This is a genomic window from Allobosea sp. TBD101, from assembly GCF_059817965.1.
The window spans coordinates 1,534,691-1,549,688 of the sequence record NZ_CM187543.1 but is presented as its reverse complement, the minus strand read 5'-3'; the positions used below and the strand labels follow the sequence as shown (position 1 = coordinate 1,549,688).

Sequence of the window (14,998 nt, the reverse complement as noted above, 5' to 3'; positions counted from 1 at the left end):
CCTGAAAAGTCGTAGGCCTTTCGGTTGAAATCGCAGCCTCGAAACCCCATGCTCCGAAAGTTCAAACAATCTTGATTTATTGACCTTTCGGATTCGGGAGACCCATGCATCACGGCCCGCTGATCGCCATCATCGTCGTGGGCCTTGGCCTTGCCTTCGTCTTCGGGGCGCTTGCCCAAAAGCTGCGGATTTCCCCCCTCGTCGGCTATCTCCTCGCCGGTGTCGCCGCCGGCCCGTTCACGCCGGGCTTCGTCGGCGACCAGAACCTCGCCAACGAACTGGCCGAGATCGGCGTCATCCTGCTGATGTTCGGCGTCGGCCTGCATTTCTCCCTGAAGGACCTGCTCTCGGTGAAGGCGATCGCCGTGCCTGGCGCCATCGTCCAGATCGGCATCGCGACGCTGCTCGGCCTCGGACTCGGCACTTGGCTCGGCTGGAACTGGTTTTCGGGCGCGGTCTTCGGCCTAGCGCTCTCCACCGCCTCGACAGTCGTCCTGCTGCGCTCCCTGCAGGAACGGCGCCTGGTCCAGACCGAGCGCGGCCGCATCGCCGTCGGCTGGCTGATCGTCGAGGACATCGCGATGGTGTTGGCGCTGGTGCTGCTGCCGGTGCTGGCCGAGATCATCAACGGCGCGCCCTCCGGCGGCGGCGCCCCGCTCGCGACCCGCTTCGATCTCGGCGTCTGGGGCGTGCTCGGCCTGACCTTCGCCAAGCTGATCGGCTTCCTCGCCTTCATGCTGGTGATCGGCCGGCGGGTCATCCCCTGGGTGCTGCACTGGGTCGCCCATACCGGCTCGCGCGAGCTCTTCCGGCTGGCGGTGCTGGCCGTCGCGCTTGGCGTTGCTTATGCGGCCGCGACGCTGTTCGGCGTCTCCTTCGCGCTCGGCGCCTTCTTCGCCGGCATGATCTTGTCGGAATCGCCGCTCTCGCAGCGCGCGGCCGAAGAGACCCTGCCTCTGCGCGATGCCTTCGCGGTGCTGTTCTTCGTCTCGGTCGGCATGCTCTTTGATCCCGGCATCCTCCTGCGGGCACCGGGGCCGCTGATCGGCACGCTCGCCATCATCCTGATCGGCAAATCCGCCGCGGCCTGGCTGATCATGCGCGCCTTTGGCCGCTCGCAGACCGCCGCCCTGACCATTTCGGCTTCGCTCGCCCAGATCGGTGAGTTCTCGTTCATCCTTGCCGGCCTCGGCACCGCGCTCGGCATCCTGCCGGCACAGGGGCGCGACCTCATCCTCGCCGGCGCGATCCTGTCGATCCTGCTCAATCCCGTGGTCTTCGCCCTGGCCGAGCGGCTGGCTCCGGAGGCTCCGGCCGCCAAGCCCAAGCCGGCGGCTCCCGCCGAGGCGGGCGAGCCCGAGAAGGCGGAGGCGCCCGAGCCTGAAGCCGAAGCCCCGCCCGAGCGCGACATCACTCCGACCAGCCTGGCCAACCACATCGTCGTCGTCGGCTACGGCCGCGTCGGCAGCCTGCTCGGCGCCGGCCTGCTCTCGCAGGGTGCCAAGCTCCTGGTCATCGAGGACAATCCCGACGCGGTCGAGACGGCCAAGCGCGACGGCGCCGAGCTTCTGGTCGGCAATGCCGCCGACCCGGAGGTGCTCTCCGCTGCCGCCATCGGCCGGGCTGTCCGCCTCTTCGTCGCCATCCCCGGCAGCTTCGAAGCCGGCCAGGTCTGCGAGCAGGCCCGCGCCGAGAATCCGGCCCTGCCGATCGTCGCCCGCGCCCATTCCGATGCCGAGGTGGCGCATCTCACCAAATGCGGCGCGACGCTGACGATCATGGGCGAAGCCGAGATCGCCCGCGCCATGCTCTCGCTCTGCCAGAACCTCAAGGACGCTGACACGCCTCCGCCTGCCGAGGCGGAGACGGCGTCCGAGGCTGCCAAGCCCGAAGCGATGGCCGAGCTGCCGGCGCCCAAGCCGCCTGTGGCCAAGCCAACAGAGGACCCGCCGGCCGATCCCCCGGCAGCCGCATAAGAAAAGGGCGGGACGCGATGCGCCCCGCCCTTTCCATGTTCAATCGCTGACCGCGCTCAGTCGACGAGGTCGAAGCGGACATCCTGCACGCCTTCGTAGAGCGTCTTGCGGCCGAGCGTGTAGAGGTTCTCCAGCCCCGAGGTCAGGGTGATGAAGTGGTTGCCCGAGAGCACGCCCGCCTTGCTGGCGAACTGCACGCCGCCATAGGCAAGCAGGATCTCGGTCTCGCTGACGCCGCCCGGATACAGGATGATGTGGCCCGGCGCCGGATAGGCCGTGTTGTTCTCGTAACCGACGCCGAAATCGAGATCGCCGAGCGGCATCCAGACGCCCTCGCCGCTCCAGCGCACATGCACCATCTTGCTGATGAACGGCATCTGCTTCTTGAAGGCGGCGCAGGTCTTCGGAGCGGCTTCCAGCTCGAACTTGGCGTCGAACTTGAACGGCCCGGCGGTGACGATCAGCTTGCTCATGAAATCCCCGTCTTCTTGGAAGCGTTTCGGACCCGTTGAATGGCATTGTGCCGACAGCGCGCGCAAGAGCGCTGCCGGAACAAGTGAGACGCCGGAACGTGAAGGATGCGGGGCATCGTGAGATGCAGCTTCGCGACAAATGCGTGGGTCATCCCGGACGCAGCGAAGCGGAGCTCCGGGATCCATCGTGGAGCGCGGTGCCCTTCGATGGATCCCGGGTCAAGCCCGGGATGACGGCGGAAGTCCAGAGCACGCTCAACCGACCGCGGAAGAGATCAGCCGATCGCTTCCCGAAGGTCGAGCGTGCCGGTCTTGCCGATCGCCTCGTAGTTGCGCTTGAGCCAGCGTTTGCCGGCCATGCGGCCCATGTCGCGCAGCTTGAGCAGGAAAGCCCATTCCGCGTTCATCCGCGACGAAGAGGTCAGCTCGGCCAGCGGAGGACCGCCATCGATGCGATGCATCAGCACGCGCTTGTATTCCTCACGCGGCAGCTTTCCGGAATCGACCAGCCGGTTGACGAAATCGATCGCCCTGAGCTCGCGCAGCAGCGAGGCGTTGAAGGTGATCTCGTTCAGCCGGTCCTGGATCTCGCGCGCCTTGGTGGGCAGTTCACGGCGTTGGATCGGGTTGATCTGAACGAGCAGGATGTCGTCGCAATGCGCCTGGTAGAACAGCGGGAACAGGGCAGGATTGCCCATGTAGCCACCGTCCCAATAGGCTTCGCCATCGATCTCCACGGCCTGGAACACCATCGGCAGGCAGGCCGAGGCCATCACATGGTCGGGGGTCAGATCCTTGCCATCGAACACCGCGATCTTGCCGGTGCGGACATTGGTCGCGGCGATGAACAGCTTCACCGCGTCGCAGGCCCTGACCTTCTCGAAATCGATGAGGTCGGCAACCACGCCACGCAGCGGATTGATGTTCAGCGGATTGACGTCATAGGGGCTCGCGACCTTCGCGAACATCTCGAAGAACAGCATGCCCGGCGGCGTGCCGTTATTGTTGCCCCAGGCGCCCAGCATCGTGTCGAGCAGCGAGCGTTCCGAGCCGCCATATTTCCCGTCGACGCTGATCGCCCGCCAGAAGGCCTCGAGCTTGGCGCGGGCTCCGTCGATACCGCCGTCGATCCAGCCCTCGGCCAGCACGACGGCGTTCATCGCCCCCGCGCTGGTGCCGGTCAGCGCCTCGATGCCGAGGCGCCCGTCTTCGAGCACGGCGTCGAGCACGCCCCAGGTGAAGGCGCCATGCGCGCCTCCGCCCTGCAGCGCCAGCGAGACCGTCTTCTCCGCCTTCGGCCCAACCAGTCCCTTGACCGGTTCGGCCTTGCGGGAGGGGCGCCCGCTCACGCGGCGGTCCAGCCGCCATCCATCGGCAGCGTCGTTCCGGTCATCGACTTCGCCGAATCCGAGCACAGGAACAGCGCGAGCGCCGCGACCTGCTCGACCGTGACGAATTCCTTGGTCGGCTGCGCCGCGAGCAGCACGTCGTTCATGACCTGCTCCTTGGTCATGTTGCGCGCCTTCATCGTGTCCGGAATCTGCTTCTCGACCAGCGGCGTCCAGACATAGCCGGGCGCGATGGCGTTGACGGTGATGCCCTGGGTCGCGACTTCGAGCGCCACCGTCTTGGTCAGGCCGGCGATGCCGTGCTTGGCCGCGACATAGGCCGACTTGAAGGGCGAGGCGACGAAGGCATGCGCCGAGGCCGTGTTGATGATGCGGCCCCAGCCCTTCGCCTTCATCTTCGGCAGCGCGGCGCGAATGGTGTGGAAGGCCGAGGACAGGTTGATCGCGATGATCTGGTCCCATTTCTCGATCGGGAACTCGTCGATCGGCGAGACGAACTGGATGCCGGCATTGTTGATCAGGATGTCGATCGCGCCGAAGACCTTCTCGCCCTCGGCGATGAAGCCGGCGATCTCGGCCGGCTTGGTCATGTCGGCGCCGGAGAAGACCACCTTGATGCCGAACTCCTGCTCCAGATCGGTGCGCAGCTTCTCCGCATCGGCGGGCGGCATGATGCCGTTGATGACGAGGTTGGCGCCCTCGGCGGCAAGGGCGCGGGCATAGGCCAATCCGATGCCCGAGGTCGAGCCGGTGATCGCCGCAGTACGGTCTTTGAGGAACATGAGCGTCAAGGCTCCTGACAATCGGGGAGAAAATGCTTAGGTTCGGGGCAGACAGGGCAATGGAACGGCAGGATATCGCCGCACGTTGCCCGATGACCCTTCGCAACGCAACATGACGAAAATGCAGTCAGACGCGCCTATGCATGACGACCATGTGCACCACACACATGACGGGCACGATTGCCGCCACGCCGAGGATCACCGCCGCCATGCGGCGGAGGCTCTCGCCCGGGCCGAACGAATCTGCCGCGAGCGGGGCTTGCGCCTGACGCCGATCCGGCGGCAGGCGCTGGAGGCGCTCCATGCCGACCACCGCCCCGTCGGTGCCTATGACCTGGCCGATCGCATCTCGCCGGCCGGCGGGCGCCGCCTCGCCCCGATCTCGATCTATCGCGCCCTCGATTTCCTGGTCGAGCAGGGTTTCGTCCACCGGCTCTCCTCGAAGAACGCCTATATCGCCTGTCTGCACGGCCATGGCGCGAACGAGGTCGTCGCCTTCCTGATCTGCGAATCCTGCGGCGGGGTCGACGAGGATTCCTCGCCCGCGATGAAGAAAGCGGTGGCGGCGATCGCGGAAAACCGGCAATTCTCTCCCTCGCACCAGATGGTCGAGATCGTCGGCCGTTGCGAGCATTGCCGGAATGCCGGTTCGTGATAGAGCAGCCCGCATGAACGAGCGCGCCTTTTCCTATCTGACGCCGGAACGTGCGGGCCCGCTGGGCCGCCAGCTCACCGTCCCCGTCAAGGTCGGCCATGTCACCGTCGGCGGCGGCGCCCCCATCGTCGTACAGTCGATGACCAACACCGACACGGCCGATATCGCGGCGACGGTCGCGCAAGTCGCCGCGCTCGCCCGCCAGGGCTCCGAGCTCGTCCGCATCACCGTCGACCGCGACGAGGCCGCAGCCGCCGTGCCGAAGATCCGGGAGCGGCTCGACCGCATCGGCGTCGACGTGCCGCTGGTCGGCGACTTCCACTATATCGGCCACAAGCTGCTCGGCGAGCATCCGGCTTGTGCCGAGGCCTTGGCGAAATACCGGATCAATCCCGGCAATGTCGGCTTCAAGGACAAGAAGGACAAGCAGTTCAGCCAGATCATCGAGCTGGCGATCAAGCACAGCAAACCGGTGCGCATAGGCGCCAACTGGGGCTCGCTCGACCAGGAGCTGCTGACGATGCTGATGGACGAGAACGCGCGCGCCGTCCGTCCGCTCGACGCCCGCGCCATCATGCGCGAGGCGATGGTCCAGTCGGCCCTGCTCTCGGCCGAGCGCGCCGAGGAGCTCGGCCTCGCCCGCGAGTATATCATCCTCTCCGCCAAGGTCTCCGGCGTGCAGGACCTGATCACGGTCTACCGCATGCTGGCGAGCCGGGCGAACTACGCCATCCATCTCGGCCTGACCGAGGCCGGCATGGGCTCGAAGGGCATCGTCGCCTCCTCGGCCGCGCTCGGCATCCTCCTGCAGGAAGGCATCGGCGACACCATCCGCTATTCGCTGACGCCCGAGCCCGGCGGCGACCGCACGCTCGAGGTCAGGACGGCGCAGGAGCTGCTCCAGACCATGGGCTTCCGCGCCTTCGTGCCGCTCGTCGCCGCCTGCCCCGGATGCGGCCGCACCACCTCGACCGTGTTCCAGGAGCTGGCGCAGGATATCCAGAACTGGATCTCCACCTCCATGCCCGAATGGAAGACCCAGTATCCCGGCGTCGAGACCCTTAACGTCGCGGTGATGGGCTGCATCGTCAACGGCCCCGGCGAGTCCAAGCACGCCGATATAGGCATCTCGCTCCCCGGCACCGGTGAGGACCCGACCGCGCCCGTCTTCGTCGATGGCAAGAAGGTCGCGACGCTCCGCGGCGCCGGCATAGCCGCCGAATTCAAGACGATGGTCGCCAGTTATGTCGAGCGGCGCTTCGGCGTCGGTCTCGGCGTCGCCAGTTGATCCCGCCTTTGCGCGCCGCCCGCAACGTGCTAGAGGCCCCGGCCTTTCGCTGCGCCGCAGCATGTGCGGAGATCCCTGATGGGGCATGAGAACCCGAATCCTGCGACCGTTCGGCCGGAGGATTCCCGCTTCGGCCTCGATGCCGGGCACGACCAGAACGGTGGCCACGGCAAGATGGGCTATGGGGCGCTGGCGCTCGGTGCGCTCGGCGTCGTCTATGGCGATATCGGCACCAGCCCGCTCTACGCGCTGCGCGAGACCGTGCTTGCCGCGACGGGCGGCGACACGAAGGCCGCGGTGCCGGCTTCCGTCGTCATTGGCGTCCTCTCGCTGATCCTCTGGTCGCTCGTCGTCGTCGTGACGCTGAAATATGTCGTGCTGCTGATGCGCGCCGACAACAATGGCGAAGGCGGCATCCTAACCCTGGTCGCACTGGCGCAGCGCAGCCTCGGCCGGGCGCGCAGCCATGTCGCGCTCCTGCTCGGCATGATCGGCGCCGGCCTGTTCTACGGCGACACCGTCATCACCCCGGCGATCTCGGTGCTCTCGGCGATCGAAGGCATCAAACTCGTCACCCCGGTGCTGAACGACTACATCCTCTGGATCGCCTCGGTGATCCTGATCGGCCTGTTCGTGATGCAGAGCCACGGCACGCATCGCGTCGCGACCTTCTTCGGTCCGATCATGCTCGTCTGGTTCCTGACGCTGGCGGGGCTTGGCATCTATCATATCGCCGACGATCTCAGCGTCTTCCGCTCGATCAACCCGTATTATGCGCTGCTGTTCTTCCGCGACCATGCCGGCGTGGCTCTGGCCGTGCTGGGCTCGGTCTGTCTCGCCGTCACCGGCGCCGAGGCGCTCTATGCCGATATGGGCCATTTCGGCCGCGGCCCCATCCGCGGCGCCTGGCTCTACATCGTCTTCCCGGCACTGTGGCTCAACTATCTCGGCCAGGGCGCGCTGATCCTCGCCGACCCCAGCGCCATCGACAACCCGTTCTACCGGCTGGCGCCGGAAGGGCTGCTCCTGCCCTTCGTGGTGATGGCGACGGTCGCGACCATCATCGCCAGCCAATCCGTGATCACCGGCGCCTTCTCGCTGACCCGGCAGGCGATCCAGCTCGGCCTGCTGCCGCGCATGGAGATCCGCCACACCTCCGAGCAGACCTCCGGCCAGATCTACGTGCCGCGCGTGAACCTGCTGCTGCTCGTCGTCGTGCTGATCCTGGTTTGGTCGTTCCGGACCTCGTCGAGCCTGTCGCATGCCTATGGCATCTCGGTCTTCGGCACGATGGTGGTCTCGTCCATGCTGGCCGCGATCGTCATCCGCCGCCACTGGGGCTGGAGCCCGCTGGCGACCGGCGCGCTGATCCTGCCCTTCTTCCTCGTCGACGTGTCGTTCTTCTCCGCCAACATGCTGAAGCTGTTCCACGGCGGCTATGTGCCGGTGCTGCTCGCCATGGGCCTGACGCTGGTGATGTGGACCTGGATGCGCGGCACCAAGATCCTGTTCGACAAGACCCGCAAGACCGACGTGCCGCTGCTCGAGCTCGTCACCATGCTCTCGAAGAGCCCGCCCGCCCGCGTCAAGGGCATGGCCGTGTTCCTGACCAGCGATCCGGAGACCGCGCCGGCCTCTCTGCTGCACAACCTCAAGCACAACAAGGTGCTGCACGAGCGTAACGTCGTCCTGACCGTGCGCTCGGCCGATACGCCCCGCGTCGTAGAGGAAGAGCGCGTGCGCCTTGCCCGCATCACCGACGATTTCTGGCGGGTCGACATGGTCTACGGCTACATGGAGAGCCCAAACGTGCCGAAGGGCCTGGCCATGCTGCGCAAGCAGGGCTTCAAGTTCGACATCATGTCGACCTCGTTCTTCCTGTCGCGCCGCTCGATCAAGCCCTCGCCGCAATCGGGCATGCCGGTCTGGCAGGACAACCTCTTCATCGGCCTGACCAAGAGCGCGACCGACGCGACCAACTTCTTCCAGATCCCGACCGGCCGGGTCGTCGAGGTCGGCACACAGGTCACGGTCTGATCAACTCCACCGCTGTTCCAGATGATTGCGAAGCGATCAGTCCGGAAGAATGGAATAGCTCGCCGCAGAGACTGCTTGGCAAGTCGCTGCGGCGAGTCGAATGGCGGTGCTTTCGAGAACCGGAGCGGAGCGTACTACAGTACGTGAGCACCGGAAGCGCAGAATGCGCCGTCAGTCGGCCGCCGCAGTAGACTTGCCGAGCGGTCTCTCAATCCAACCGTGCCGAGGCCGCCTCCTGCGGCACATGCCGGACCCGCTCGCGATAGAGCAGGTAGAGCCCGGACGAGATCACGATGCCGGCGCCGACGAAGGTCCATCGATCCGGCAACTGGTCGAAGACGAGCCAGCCGAGCAGCAGCATCCAGACGATCTGCGAATAGATGAAGGGCGCCAGCACCGTCGCAGGCGCCAGCCGATGCGCCAGGATCAGGAGCCAGTGGCCGAAGCCGCCGAGCGCGCCGACCGCGATCATCAGGAGCCAGGGCAGCAGCGTCTGCGGTGTCTCCCAGACCCAGGGCAAGAGCGGGATCGTCGCCAGCGTTCCGGCAGCGCCGGAATAGATCATCGTCGTTTCCGATGAATCATGCCCGGAGAGCATCCGGGTCGAAAGCGAGTAGAAGGCGTAGCACAGACAGCCGAGCACGATCAGCAGCGCCGCCGGATGCATGCCGCCGATCCCCGGCCGCGTCACCACCAGCACGCCGATGAAGCCGACGCCGATCGCGGCGAGCCGGCGCGGCCCCGGCCATTCCCCGAGCAGCGGCCCCGATGCCAGCGCCACCAGCAAGGGCGTCGCGAACATGATCGAGATCGTCTCGGCGAGCTGGAGATAGCGCAGCGCGACGAAGTTGAGCGCGGTCGAGCCGAGCAGCAGCAGCGAACGGCCCCATTGCAGCCACGGGCGACTGGTCCGCAGCACGCCTGGATACGACCACGGATTAATGACGGCCAGCACCAGGATCATGCTGCCGGCATAGCGCGCGAACACCACCTGCAGCGGATTCATCGACTGGCCCAGCCATTTCGCGCTGGTATCCAGCAACGAGAACAGCAGGACAGCCGCGCACATCAGCCCGATCGCGGCCAGGCGCGCGCGGCCCGTCTCGGAAGGCGCCACTGGAGGGGAGGACACAGAGTCTCGCCATGCTCTGGAGGAATGACGAGAGCAGATTGAACCGATTTAGGCAGCCTGGCCACTACGTTGAAGCATGCGCTCCATGCAGAAATCAGGCGTCGCTATCGGCCTCGTCGAGATCGCCATCAGCGTCGTCATGCTCGGCACCGGCCTTGGAGAGGCCCTTGGCCGCCTTGCGCAGGAGCTTGCGCAATTGCTTGCGCTCCTTGCCGTCGAGCTTGTCGAGAAGTTCCTCCTCGACTTCGTTCCAGACCGCGTCGAGCTCGGCCGCAGTGCTCTGGCCGGCTTCGGTCAGCGCGACCTGCACGAGGCGGCCGTCGCGATTGCCGCCCTCGCGGGTGACGAGGCCCTGCAGCGAGAGCCGCCCGATCGTCTTCGACACGGTCGGCGGCTTGACGCGTAGCAGCGCGGCGAGTTCGCCCATCGTCATCGGGGCCGGCTGCAGCGCCTTCAGCGCCTGCTCCTGCCCCGGAAACAAACCTAAGCCGTTCAGCCTCTCACCCATCCGCGAGCGATGCAGCCGCGCGGTGACGAGCAGGGCACGGCCGACACTCTTCTCGATTGCCTTGGTCATGGGGTCGATCCTTCGGGCCGATCCTTGGACGGGTAAGCAGACGCTTCGCCGGCTGCGTAGTCGCGCGCGAACATGACAGACGGATGACAATCGGATGTCAGAGCTACGAGAGCGTGAGTTTGGTCGCGACTTTTTTCAGGAAAGCGGTCCGGCTGGCCGGAGTCGAGAGGTTCATCTCATGATGGGCGAGATAGGTCGTGCGCGCCAGCGGGTGGCAAACCGCCCGCAGCGCCCGGCAGACCGCCTTGCGCGGCGGATCGCCCATCAGGAAGGCGCGCCAGCGCGAGCCGCCATAGCTGGTCACCGCGACGAGTCGGCGAATATTGTGCAGAGCCGGCTGTGCCTTGCCATCGACCATCTTGAACGAGACGCCGGGCAGGAAGACCCGGTCGAGGAAGCCCTTGAGGATCGCGGGATAGCCGAAATTCCAGACCGGGAAGCACAGCACCAGCGCCTCGGCCCGCTTCACCCGCTCGACATAGGCAGCGACCGGCAGCGTGTTGCTGTCCGTGTCGTGATAGCCGCGCCGCTCTTCACAGCTCAGCACCGGGTCGAAGCCCTCCGCATAGAGATCGCAATCGTCGACCTCGTGCCCCGCCGCCTTCAGGCTGGCGACGACCGTCTCGTGGATGGCGGCGCCGAAGCTTTCCGGAACCGGATGGGCATAGAGGACGAGGACGCGCATGCGGGTGTTTCCGAGAAGGGATTGCTTTCCGAAGGAACCACAACGTCATCCCGGACAAGCCGCAAAGCGGCGCCGATCCGGGATCCGTCGTAGAGCTCCGGCGACCTTCGATGGATCCCGGGTCAAGCCCGGGATGACGTCGTGTTTCCTTGCAAACTCGACATGATCCTTAGCCGACCCCGGCTTCGCTGAGGCTGCGGAACAGGAAGGTCTTGCCCGAGCGGTAGTCGTAGGACGGATCTTCCCAGGCGATCATCTTGCCGGGGTTGAGCAGGCCTTGCGGATCGGCCTCGCGCTTGAAGGCGAGCTGCGTCTCGTCGGTCTGCTTCATGCCGCCCTCCTCCAGCGTGTAGCGGTGCGGGTTGAAGATCGGCGCGCCCATCTCCTCGTGGATCGCCATGATCTCTTCCAGCCGCTCCTCGCTGGTAAAGCGCACCAGCGGCAGGCCGAAACAGGTGATCTTCCCGTCGAAGCGCACGAATTCGAGATGGCAGGTCACCTCGTCGCCGAACCGGGCATGGATATTGTCCACCAGATCGACCTGGTTGGGATAGGGATAGAGCACCTGCAGATAGGTGATCGCCGGATCGACGCGCAAAGCCCGCAGCGTCGTATGGTTCCAGCCGAGTTCGTAAGCCGGCGGCAGGCCCTTGGCATCCTCCGGCGAGAGCTTGTCGGTGCGCAGCAGAAGCTCCGCGCCCTTGAAGCGCCGCGCATAGGCGCAGAGCGCGTCAACAGCGAAATCGGCGGCCATGACGATGACGAGATGGCTGTCGCGCGGCAGGAACTTGCGGTGGCGCAGGAAGTAGTCGTGCGGCGCGGGCGCGGCGACGACGCAGAGGTTCTTCAGCGCGAGCCCGTCCTGCTCGCCGACCGCATTGGCGAATTCGGTCGCGGCCCGCAGGTCCTCGAAGCCGACGATGACGTCGACCCAGTTATAGGCCGGCCCGAGCGGCATCTCGACTTCGGTGATGATGCCGTTGGTGCCATAGGCATGGGCGACCTTGTGCAGGTCCTCGCCGGAGAATTCGAGGATGCGCGGGCTTGCCTCCATCGTCGCGACCTTGAGCCGGATGATGTTGCCCCAGTCGCGCAAGCCGCCCCATTTGATCGAGCCGACGCCACCAGAACCGCCGGCGATGAAGCCGCCGATCGAGGCCGTCTGATAGGTCGAGGGGTGCAGCCGCAATTCCTGCCGCGAATGCGCGCGGGTCTCGTCGTCGATCCGGGCCATGATCGCGCCGGGCTCCGCGACATAGCGGCCGGCAGCGATCTCCTTGACCTTGTTGAAGCCCGAGAGATCGAGCAGCACGCCGCCCGAGAGCGGCATCGCCTGCCCGTAATTGCCGGTGCCGGTGCCGCGCGGCGTCACGGGGATGCCGAGTTCGTGGCACGCGGCGAGCACCTGCACGACCTCCGCCTCGCTCGTCGGTGAGACCACGATATCGCCCACGACATGATCGAGCTGGCGCTTGAGGATCGGCGAGTACCAGAAGAAGTCGCGGCTCTTCTGCTTCACCAGCGCCGGGTTCTCCTCGGTGCGGATGCTGCCGAGACGGCTCTTCAGCGTGGAGATGTCGTAGCGTGCAGTCATGATGCTCTGCCCATCAGATGGTCGAGTTCGCGGTAGTCCGGCAGCGTCCGGTCGATCGCCTTGCCGGAAACCAGCACGGTGCGGTCGGCCTGCGGCCGGGAGAAGAGTTCGGTCCAGTCGCGCGCGCGCGTCAGGATGAGGTCGGCCGGCGCGCCGACAGCAATGACGCCTGCTTCGATACCCATGGTCTCAGCCGGCGTGCGTGCCACCGCATTGGCCCAGTCCGGCCCGGAATGATCGAGCTGGAGAATGCGCATGCCCTCGCGCAGCACCTCGACGAGATCGAGATCGCCATAGGCATAGAACGGGTCACGCGTGTTGTCGGAGGCGATCATTACCGGCACGCCGGCCGCCTTCAATTCATGCAGCGCCGTGACGCCGCGCCAGCGCGGCGTGCGGCCGGGTTGCCGGTCCTGCAGATACATGTTGCAGAGCGGCAGCGAGACCACGGCGATGCCGGCCTCGCGGACCTTGGCAATGATCCGCGCCTCGTCCTCCGGCGCCTGAAGCGCCAGGGAGCAGCAATGCCCGCACAGGATGCGGCCGGTGAAGCGATGGCGCAGGGCCGCGTCCGCGATGTGTTCCAGCGAGCGCGCCGCCGGATCGTTGGTCTCGTCGACATGGAAATCGAGATCGAAACCGTTCTCGATCGCCGACCGGAACAGGATGTCGAGCGCCCGGTCGAGATCCGGAATCATATACGTGACGCAGCCGAGCAGCCCGTCGCCATGTGCCTTCACGGCAGCGACGATCGCCTGCATATGCGCCGGATCGAGCGCGGCATCGGCCCCGAAGAGCGGCGAAGCCTGAAGCGCGATGCGCCCGGCCCATTCCGCCCGCAGCTCAGCATAAACAGGCCAGGAGATGCCGATCTGCTTGCCCAGCGAATCGAGATGCGTCCGCATCACCGCCGTGCCATGCGCGAAAGCGCCGCGCAGCGAGAAATCCATCCGCGCCCGCACGTCCCCGGCCGACCAGTTCGCCTCGCGATCAGCGCCGACGGTGTTCAACGCTCCCGGAAAGGTGCCGTCCGGATTGGGACTGCGCGGCCAGATATGGCCCTTGTCGAGATGGACATGCGCATCGACGAGCCGCGGCAAGGCGATGCCGCCATCGAGGCTCAAAACCGGCCCGGGCGCTGCGGCCGTTCCGGCGGGCTCAATCGCTGCAATGCGGCCATCCGCTAAGGCGAGATCGACACGCGCCAGCCCGTTGCGGTCGGCCGGGATAGCATCGCCCTCGATCAGGCAGGCAGGCACGCGCAAATCGGTCAGGCGGAAAGCGGAGGCATCGGGTAGGCGGGCGAAACCGGTCGTCACGTTGTCTCGCCTCTCCTGCCTCTCAAGCTCCGGTTCGGAGATACCGGGCCAATGGAGCACTCGCAAGCCGCGCGGGCCTCTCCTCCCCGGCCGATGACGTCGCAGCCGGGAAAGCCGCGCATTCGGGCTTGTCCGGGCCGGCTGGATCGCGCATGAGGGCGGCGTCATCAGCCAACACGAGGTCGGACCCATGACCGGCGAAGCCCGCATCATCGACGGCAAGGCCACTGCCGCTGCGCTCAGGGCCGAGATCGGCCGCGAGGTCACGGCGATCAAGGCTAACAGGGGTATCGTGCCCGGCCTCCATGTCGTCCTCGTCGGCGAGGACCCGGCCAGCAAGGTCTATGTCGCCTCGAAGGAGAAGCTCGCGGTCGAGGTTGGCATGAACTCGGTCGCCCACCGGCTGCCGGCCGACACGACGGAAGCGCAACTCCTCGCCAAGCTCGCCGAGCTCAACGCCGATGACAGCGTCGACGGCATCCTCGTCCAACTCCCGCTGCCGAAGCATATCGATACCGGCCGCATCATCGACGCCATCGACCCGGCCAAGGATGTCGACGGCCTGCATCCGATCAATGCTGGCCTGCTCGCCGGCGGCAAGAATGGCCTCGTGCCCTGCACGCCGCTCGGCTCCATGCTGCTGCTGAAGCAGGCGCTGCCCTCGCTGTCCGGCCTCGACGCCGTGGTGATCGGCCGCTCGGAGCTGGTCGGCCGCCCGGTCGCGCAGCTCCTGCTCCAGGCCGACTGCACCGTCACCATCGCCCATTCGCGCACCCGCGACCTCGCCGCCGTCGTGAAGCGCGCCGATATCGTCATCGCTGCCGTCGGCCGCCCGCGCATGGTCAAGGGCGACTGGATCAAGCCCGGCGCGACCGTGATCGATGTCGGCATCAACCGCCTGCCCGACGGCAAGCTGACCGGCGACGTCGATTTCGCGGAGGCCGTGAAGGTCGCGGGCGCGATCACCCCGGTCCCCGGCGGCGTCGGCCCCATGACCATCGCCTGCCTGCTCAAGAACACGCTGACGGCCTTCCACGCGCGGCGGGGCTGAACTCGACAGCCAACGAGGCCGTCACAGGCAGCCAAGCTTTTCTCAATAGTCCTCGAACGAAAAAAGGGAGCTGCAAGATT

13 protein-coding genes are annotated in these 14,998 nt (G+C 66.4%); 5 read left to right on the top strand and 8 right to left on the bottom strand.

Going from position 1 to position 14,998, the window contains the following annotated elements:
- Positions 1-104: 104 nt before the first annotated feature.
- A complete protein-coding gene (gene ybaL / locus AC6RIC_RS07235; protein ID WP_499735657.1) occupies positions 105-1,976 on the top strand; it encodes a YbaL family putative K(+) efflux transporter in 1,872 nt (623 codons plus the stop codon).
- Between the two features lie 56 nt (positions 1,977-2,032).
- Here the strand turns inward: ybaL and AC6RIC_RS07230 are convergent, their stop codons facing one another.
- The 3 genes from AC6RIC_RS07230 to AC6RIC_RS07220 form a co-directional block, all read right to left on the bottom strand.
- Complete coding sequence (locus AC6RIC_RS07230; RefSeq protein ID WP_047578809.1) at positions 2,033-2,449, bottom strand: DUF3830 family protein; 417 nt, start codon at positions 2,447-2,449, stop codon at positions 2,033-2,035.
- 275 nt (positions 2,450-2,724) lie between these two features.
- Entirely contained in the window at positions 2,725-3,798 is a 1,074-nt protein-coding gene (locus AC6RIC_RS07225) for a patatin-like phospholipase family protein (RefSeq protein WP_454655717.1), read from the bottom strand.
- A complete protein-coding gene (locus tag AC6RIC_RS07220) occupies positions 3,795-4,580 on the bottom strand; it encodes a 3-hydroxybutyrate dehydrogenase (RefSeq protein WP_499735656.1) in 786 nt (261 codons plus the stop codon). The genes AC6RIC_RS07225 and AC6RIC_RS07220 overlap by 4 nt, the downstream gene beginning before the upstream one ends.
- Before the next feature lie 139 nt (positions 4,581-4,719).
- Here AC6RIC_RS07220 and AC6RIC_RS07215 point away from each other — a divergent pair, with 139 nt between their 5' ends.
- The 3 genes from AC6RIC_RS07215 (at position 4,720) to AC6RIC_RS07205 (ending at position 8,560) form a co-directional block, all read left to right on the top strand.
- The gene (locus tag AC6RIC_RS07215) at positions 4,720-5,235 is read left to right on the top strand and encodes a Fur family transcriptional regulator (protein WP_454655715.1); all 516 of its coding nucleotides are present in this window, start codon (positions 4,720-4,722) and stop codon (positions 5,233-5,235) included.
- A gap of 13 nt (positions 5,236-5,248) precedes the next feature.
- Positions 5,249-6,523 carry a flavodoxin-dependent (E)-4-hydroxy-3-methylbut-2-enyl-diphosphate synthase gene (gene ispG / locus AC6RIC_RS07210; RefSeq protein ID WP_499735655.1) on the top strand — a complete coding sequence of 425 codons (1,275 nt, stop codon included), beginning with the start codon at positions 5,249-5,251 and terminating at the stop codon, positions 6,521-6,523.
- Positions 6,524-6,601: 78 nt separating this feature from the next.
- A complete protein-coding gene (locus tag AC6RIC_RS07205) occupies positions 6,602-8,560 on the top strand; it encodes a potassium transporter Kup (protein WP_454655713.1) in 1,959 nt (652 codons plus the stop codon).
- A gap of 208 nt (positions 8,561-8,768) precedes the next feature.
- Here the strand turns inward: AC6RIC_RS07205 and AC6RIC_RS07200 are convergent, their stop codons facing one another.
- The 5 genes from AC6RIC_RS07200 to AC6RIC_RS07180 all read right to left on the bottom strand — a co-directional run bounded on the left by AC6RIC_RS07200 (position 8,769) and on the right by AC6RIC_RS07180 (position 13,867).
- Entirely contained in the window at positions 8,769-9,629 is an 861-nt protein-coding gene (locus AC6RIC_RS07200) for a DMT family transporter (RefSeq protein WP_499735654.1), read from the bottom strand.
- 157 nt (positions 9,630-9,786) lie between these two features.
- Entirely contained in the window at positions 9,787-10,269 is a 483-nt protein-coding gene (locus AC6RIC_RS07195) for a MarR family winged helix-turn-helix transcriptional regulator (RefSeq protein ID WP_336811078.1), read from the bottom strand.
- A gap of 103 nt (positions 10,270-10,372) precedes the next feature.
- Positions 10,373-10,954, bottom strand: a complete 582-nt coding sequence (locus tag AC6RIC_RS07190) for an NAD(P)H-dependent oxidoreductase (protein WP_499735653.1) — start codon at positions 10,952-10,954, stop codon at positions 10,373-10,375.
- A gap of 169 nt (positions 10,955-11,123) precedes the next feature.
- Positions 11,124-12,548, bottom strand: coding sequence for an FAD-binding oxidoreductase (locus AC6RIC_RS07185; RefSeq protein ID WP_499735652.1), 1,425 nt, complete (start codon positions 12,546-12,548; stop codon positions 11,124-11,126).
- Positions 12,545-13,867, bottom strand: a complete 1,323-nt coding sequence (locus tag AC6RIC_RS07180) for a cytosine deaminase (RefSeq protein WP_499735651.1) — start codon at positions 13,865-13,867, stop codon at positions 12,545-12,547. The genes AC6RIC_RS07185 and AC6RIC_RS07180 overlap by 4 nt, the downstream gene beginning before the upstream one ends.
- A gap of 190 nt (positions 13,868-14,057) precedes the next feature.
- Between AC6RIC_RS07180 and folD the strand changes: the two genes are divergently transcribed.
- Entirely contained in the window at positions 14,058-14,918 is an 861-nt protein-coding gene (gene folD, locus AC6RIC_RS07175) for a bifunctional methylenetetrahydrofolate dehydrogenase/methenyltetrahydrofolate cyclohydrolase FolD (RefSeq protein ID WP_499735650.1), read from the top strand.
- Positions 14,919-14,998: the final 80 nt, after the last annotated feature.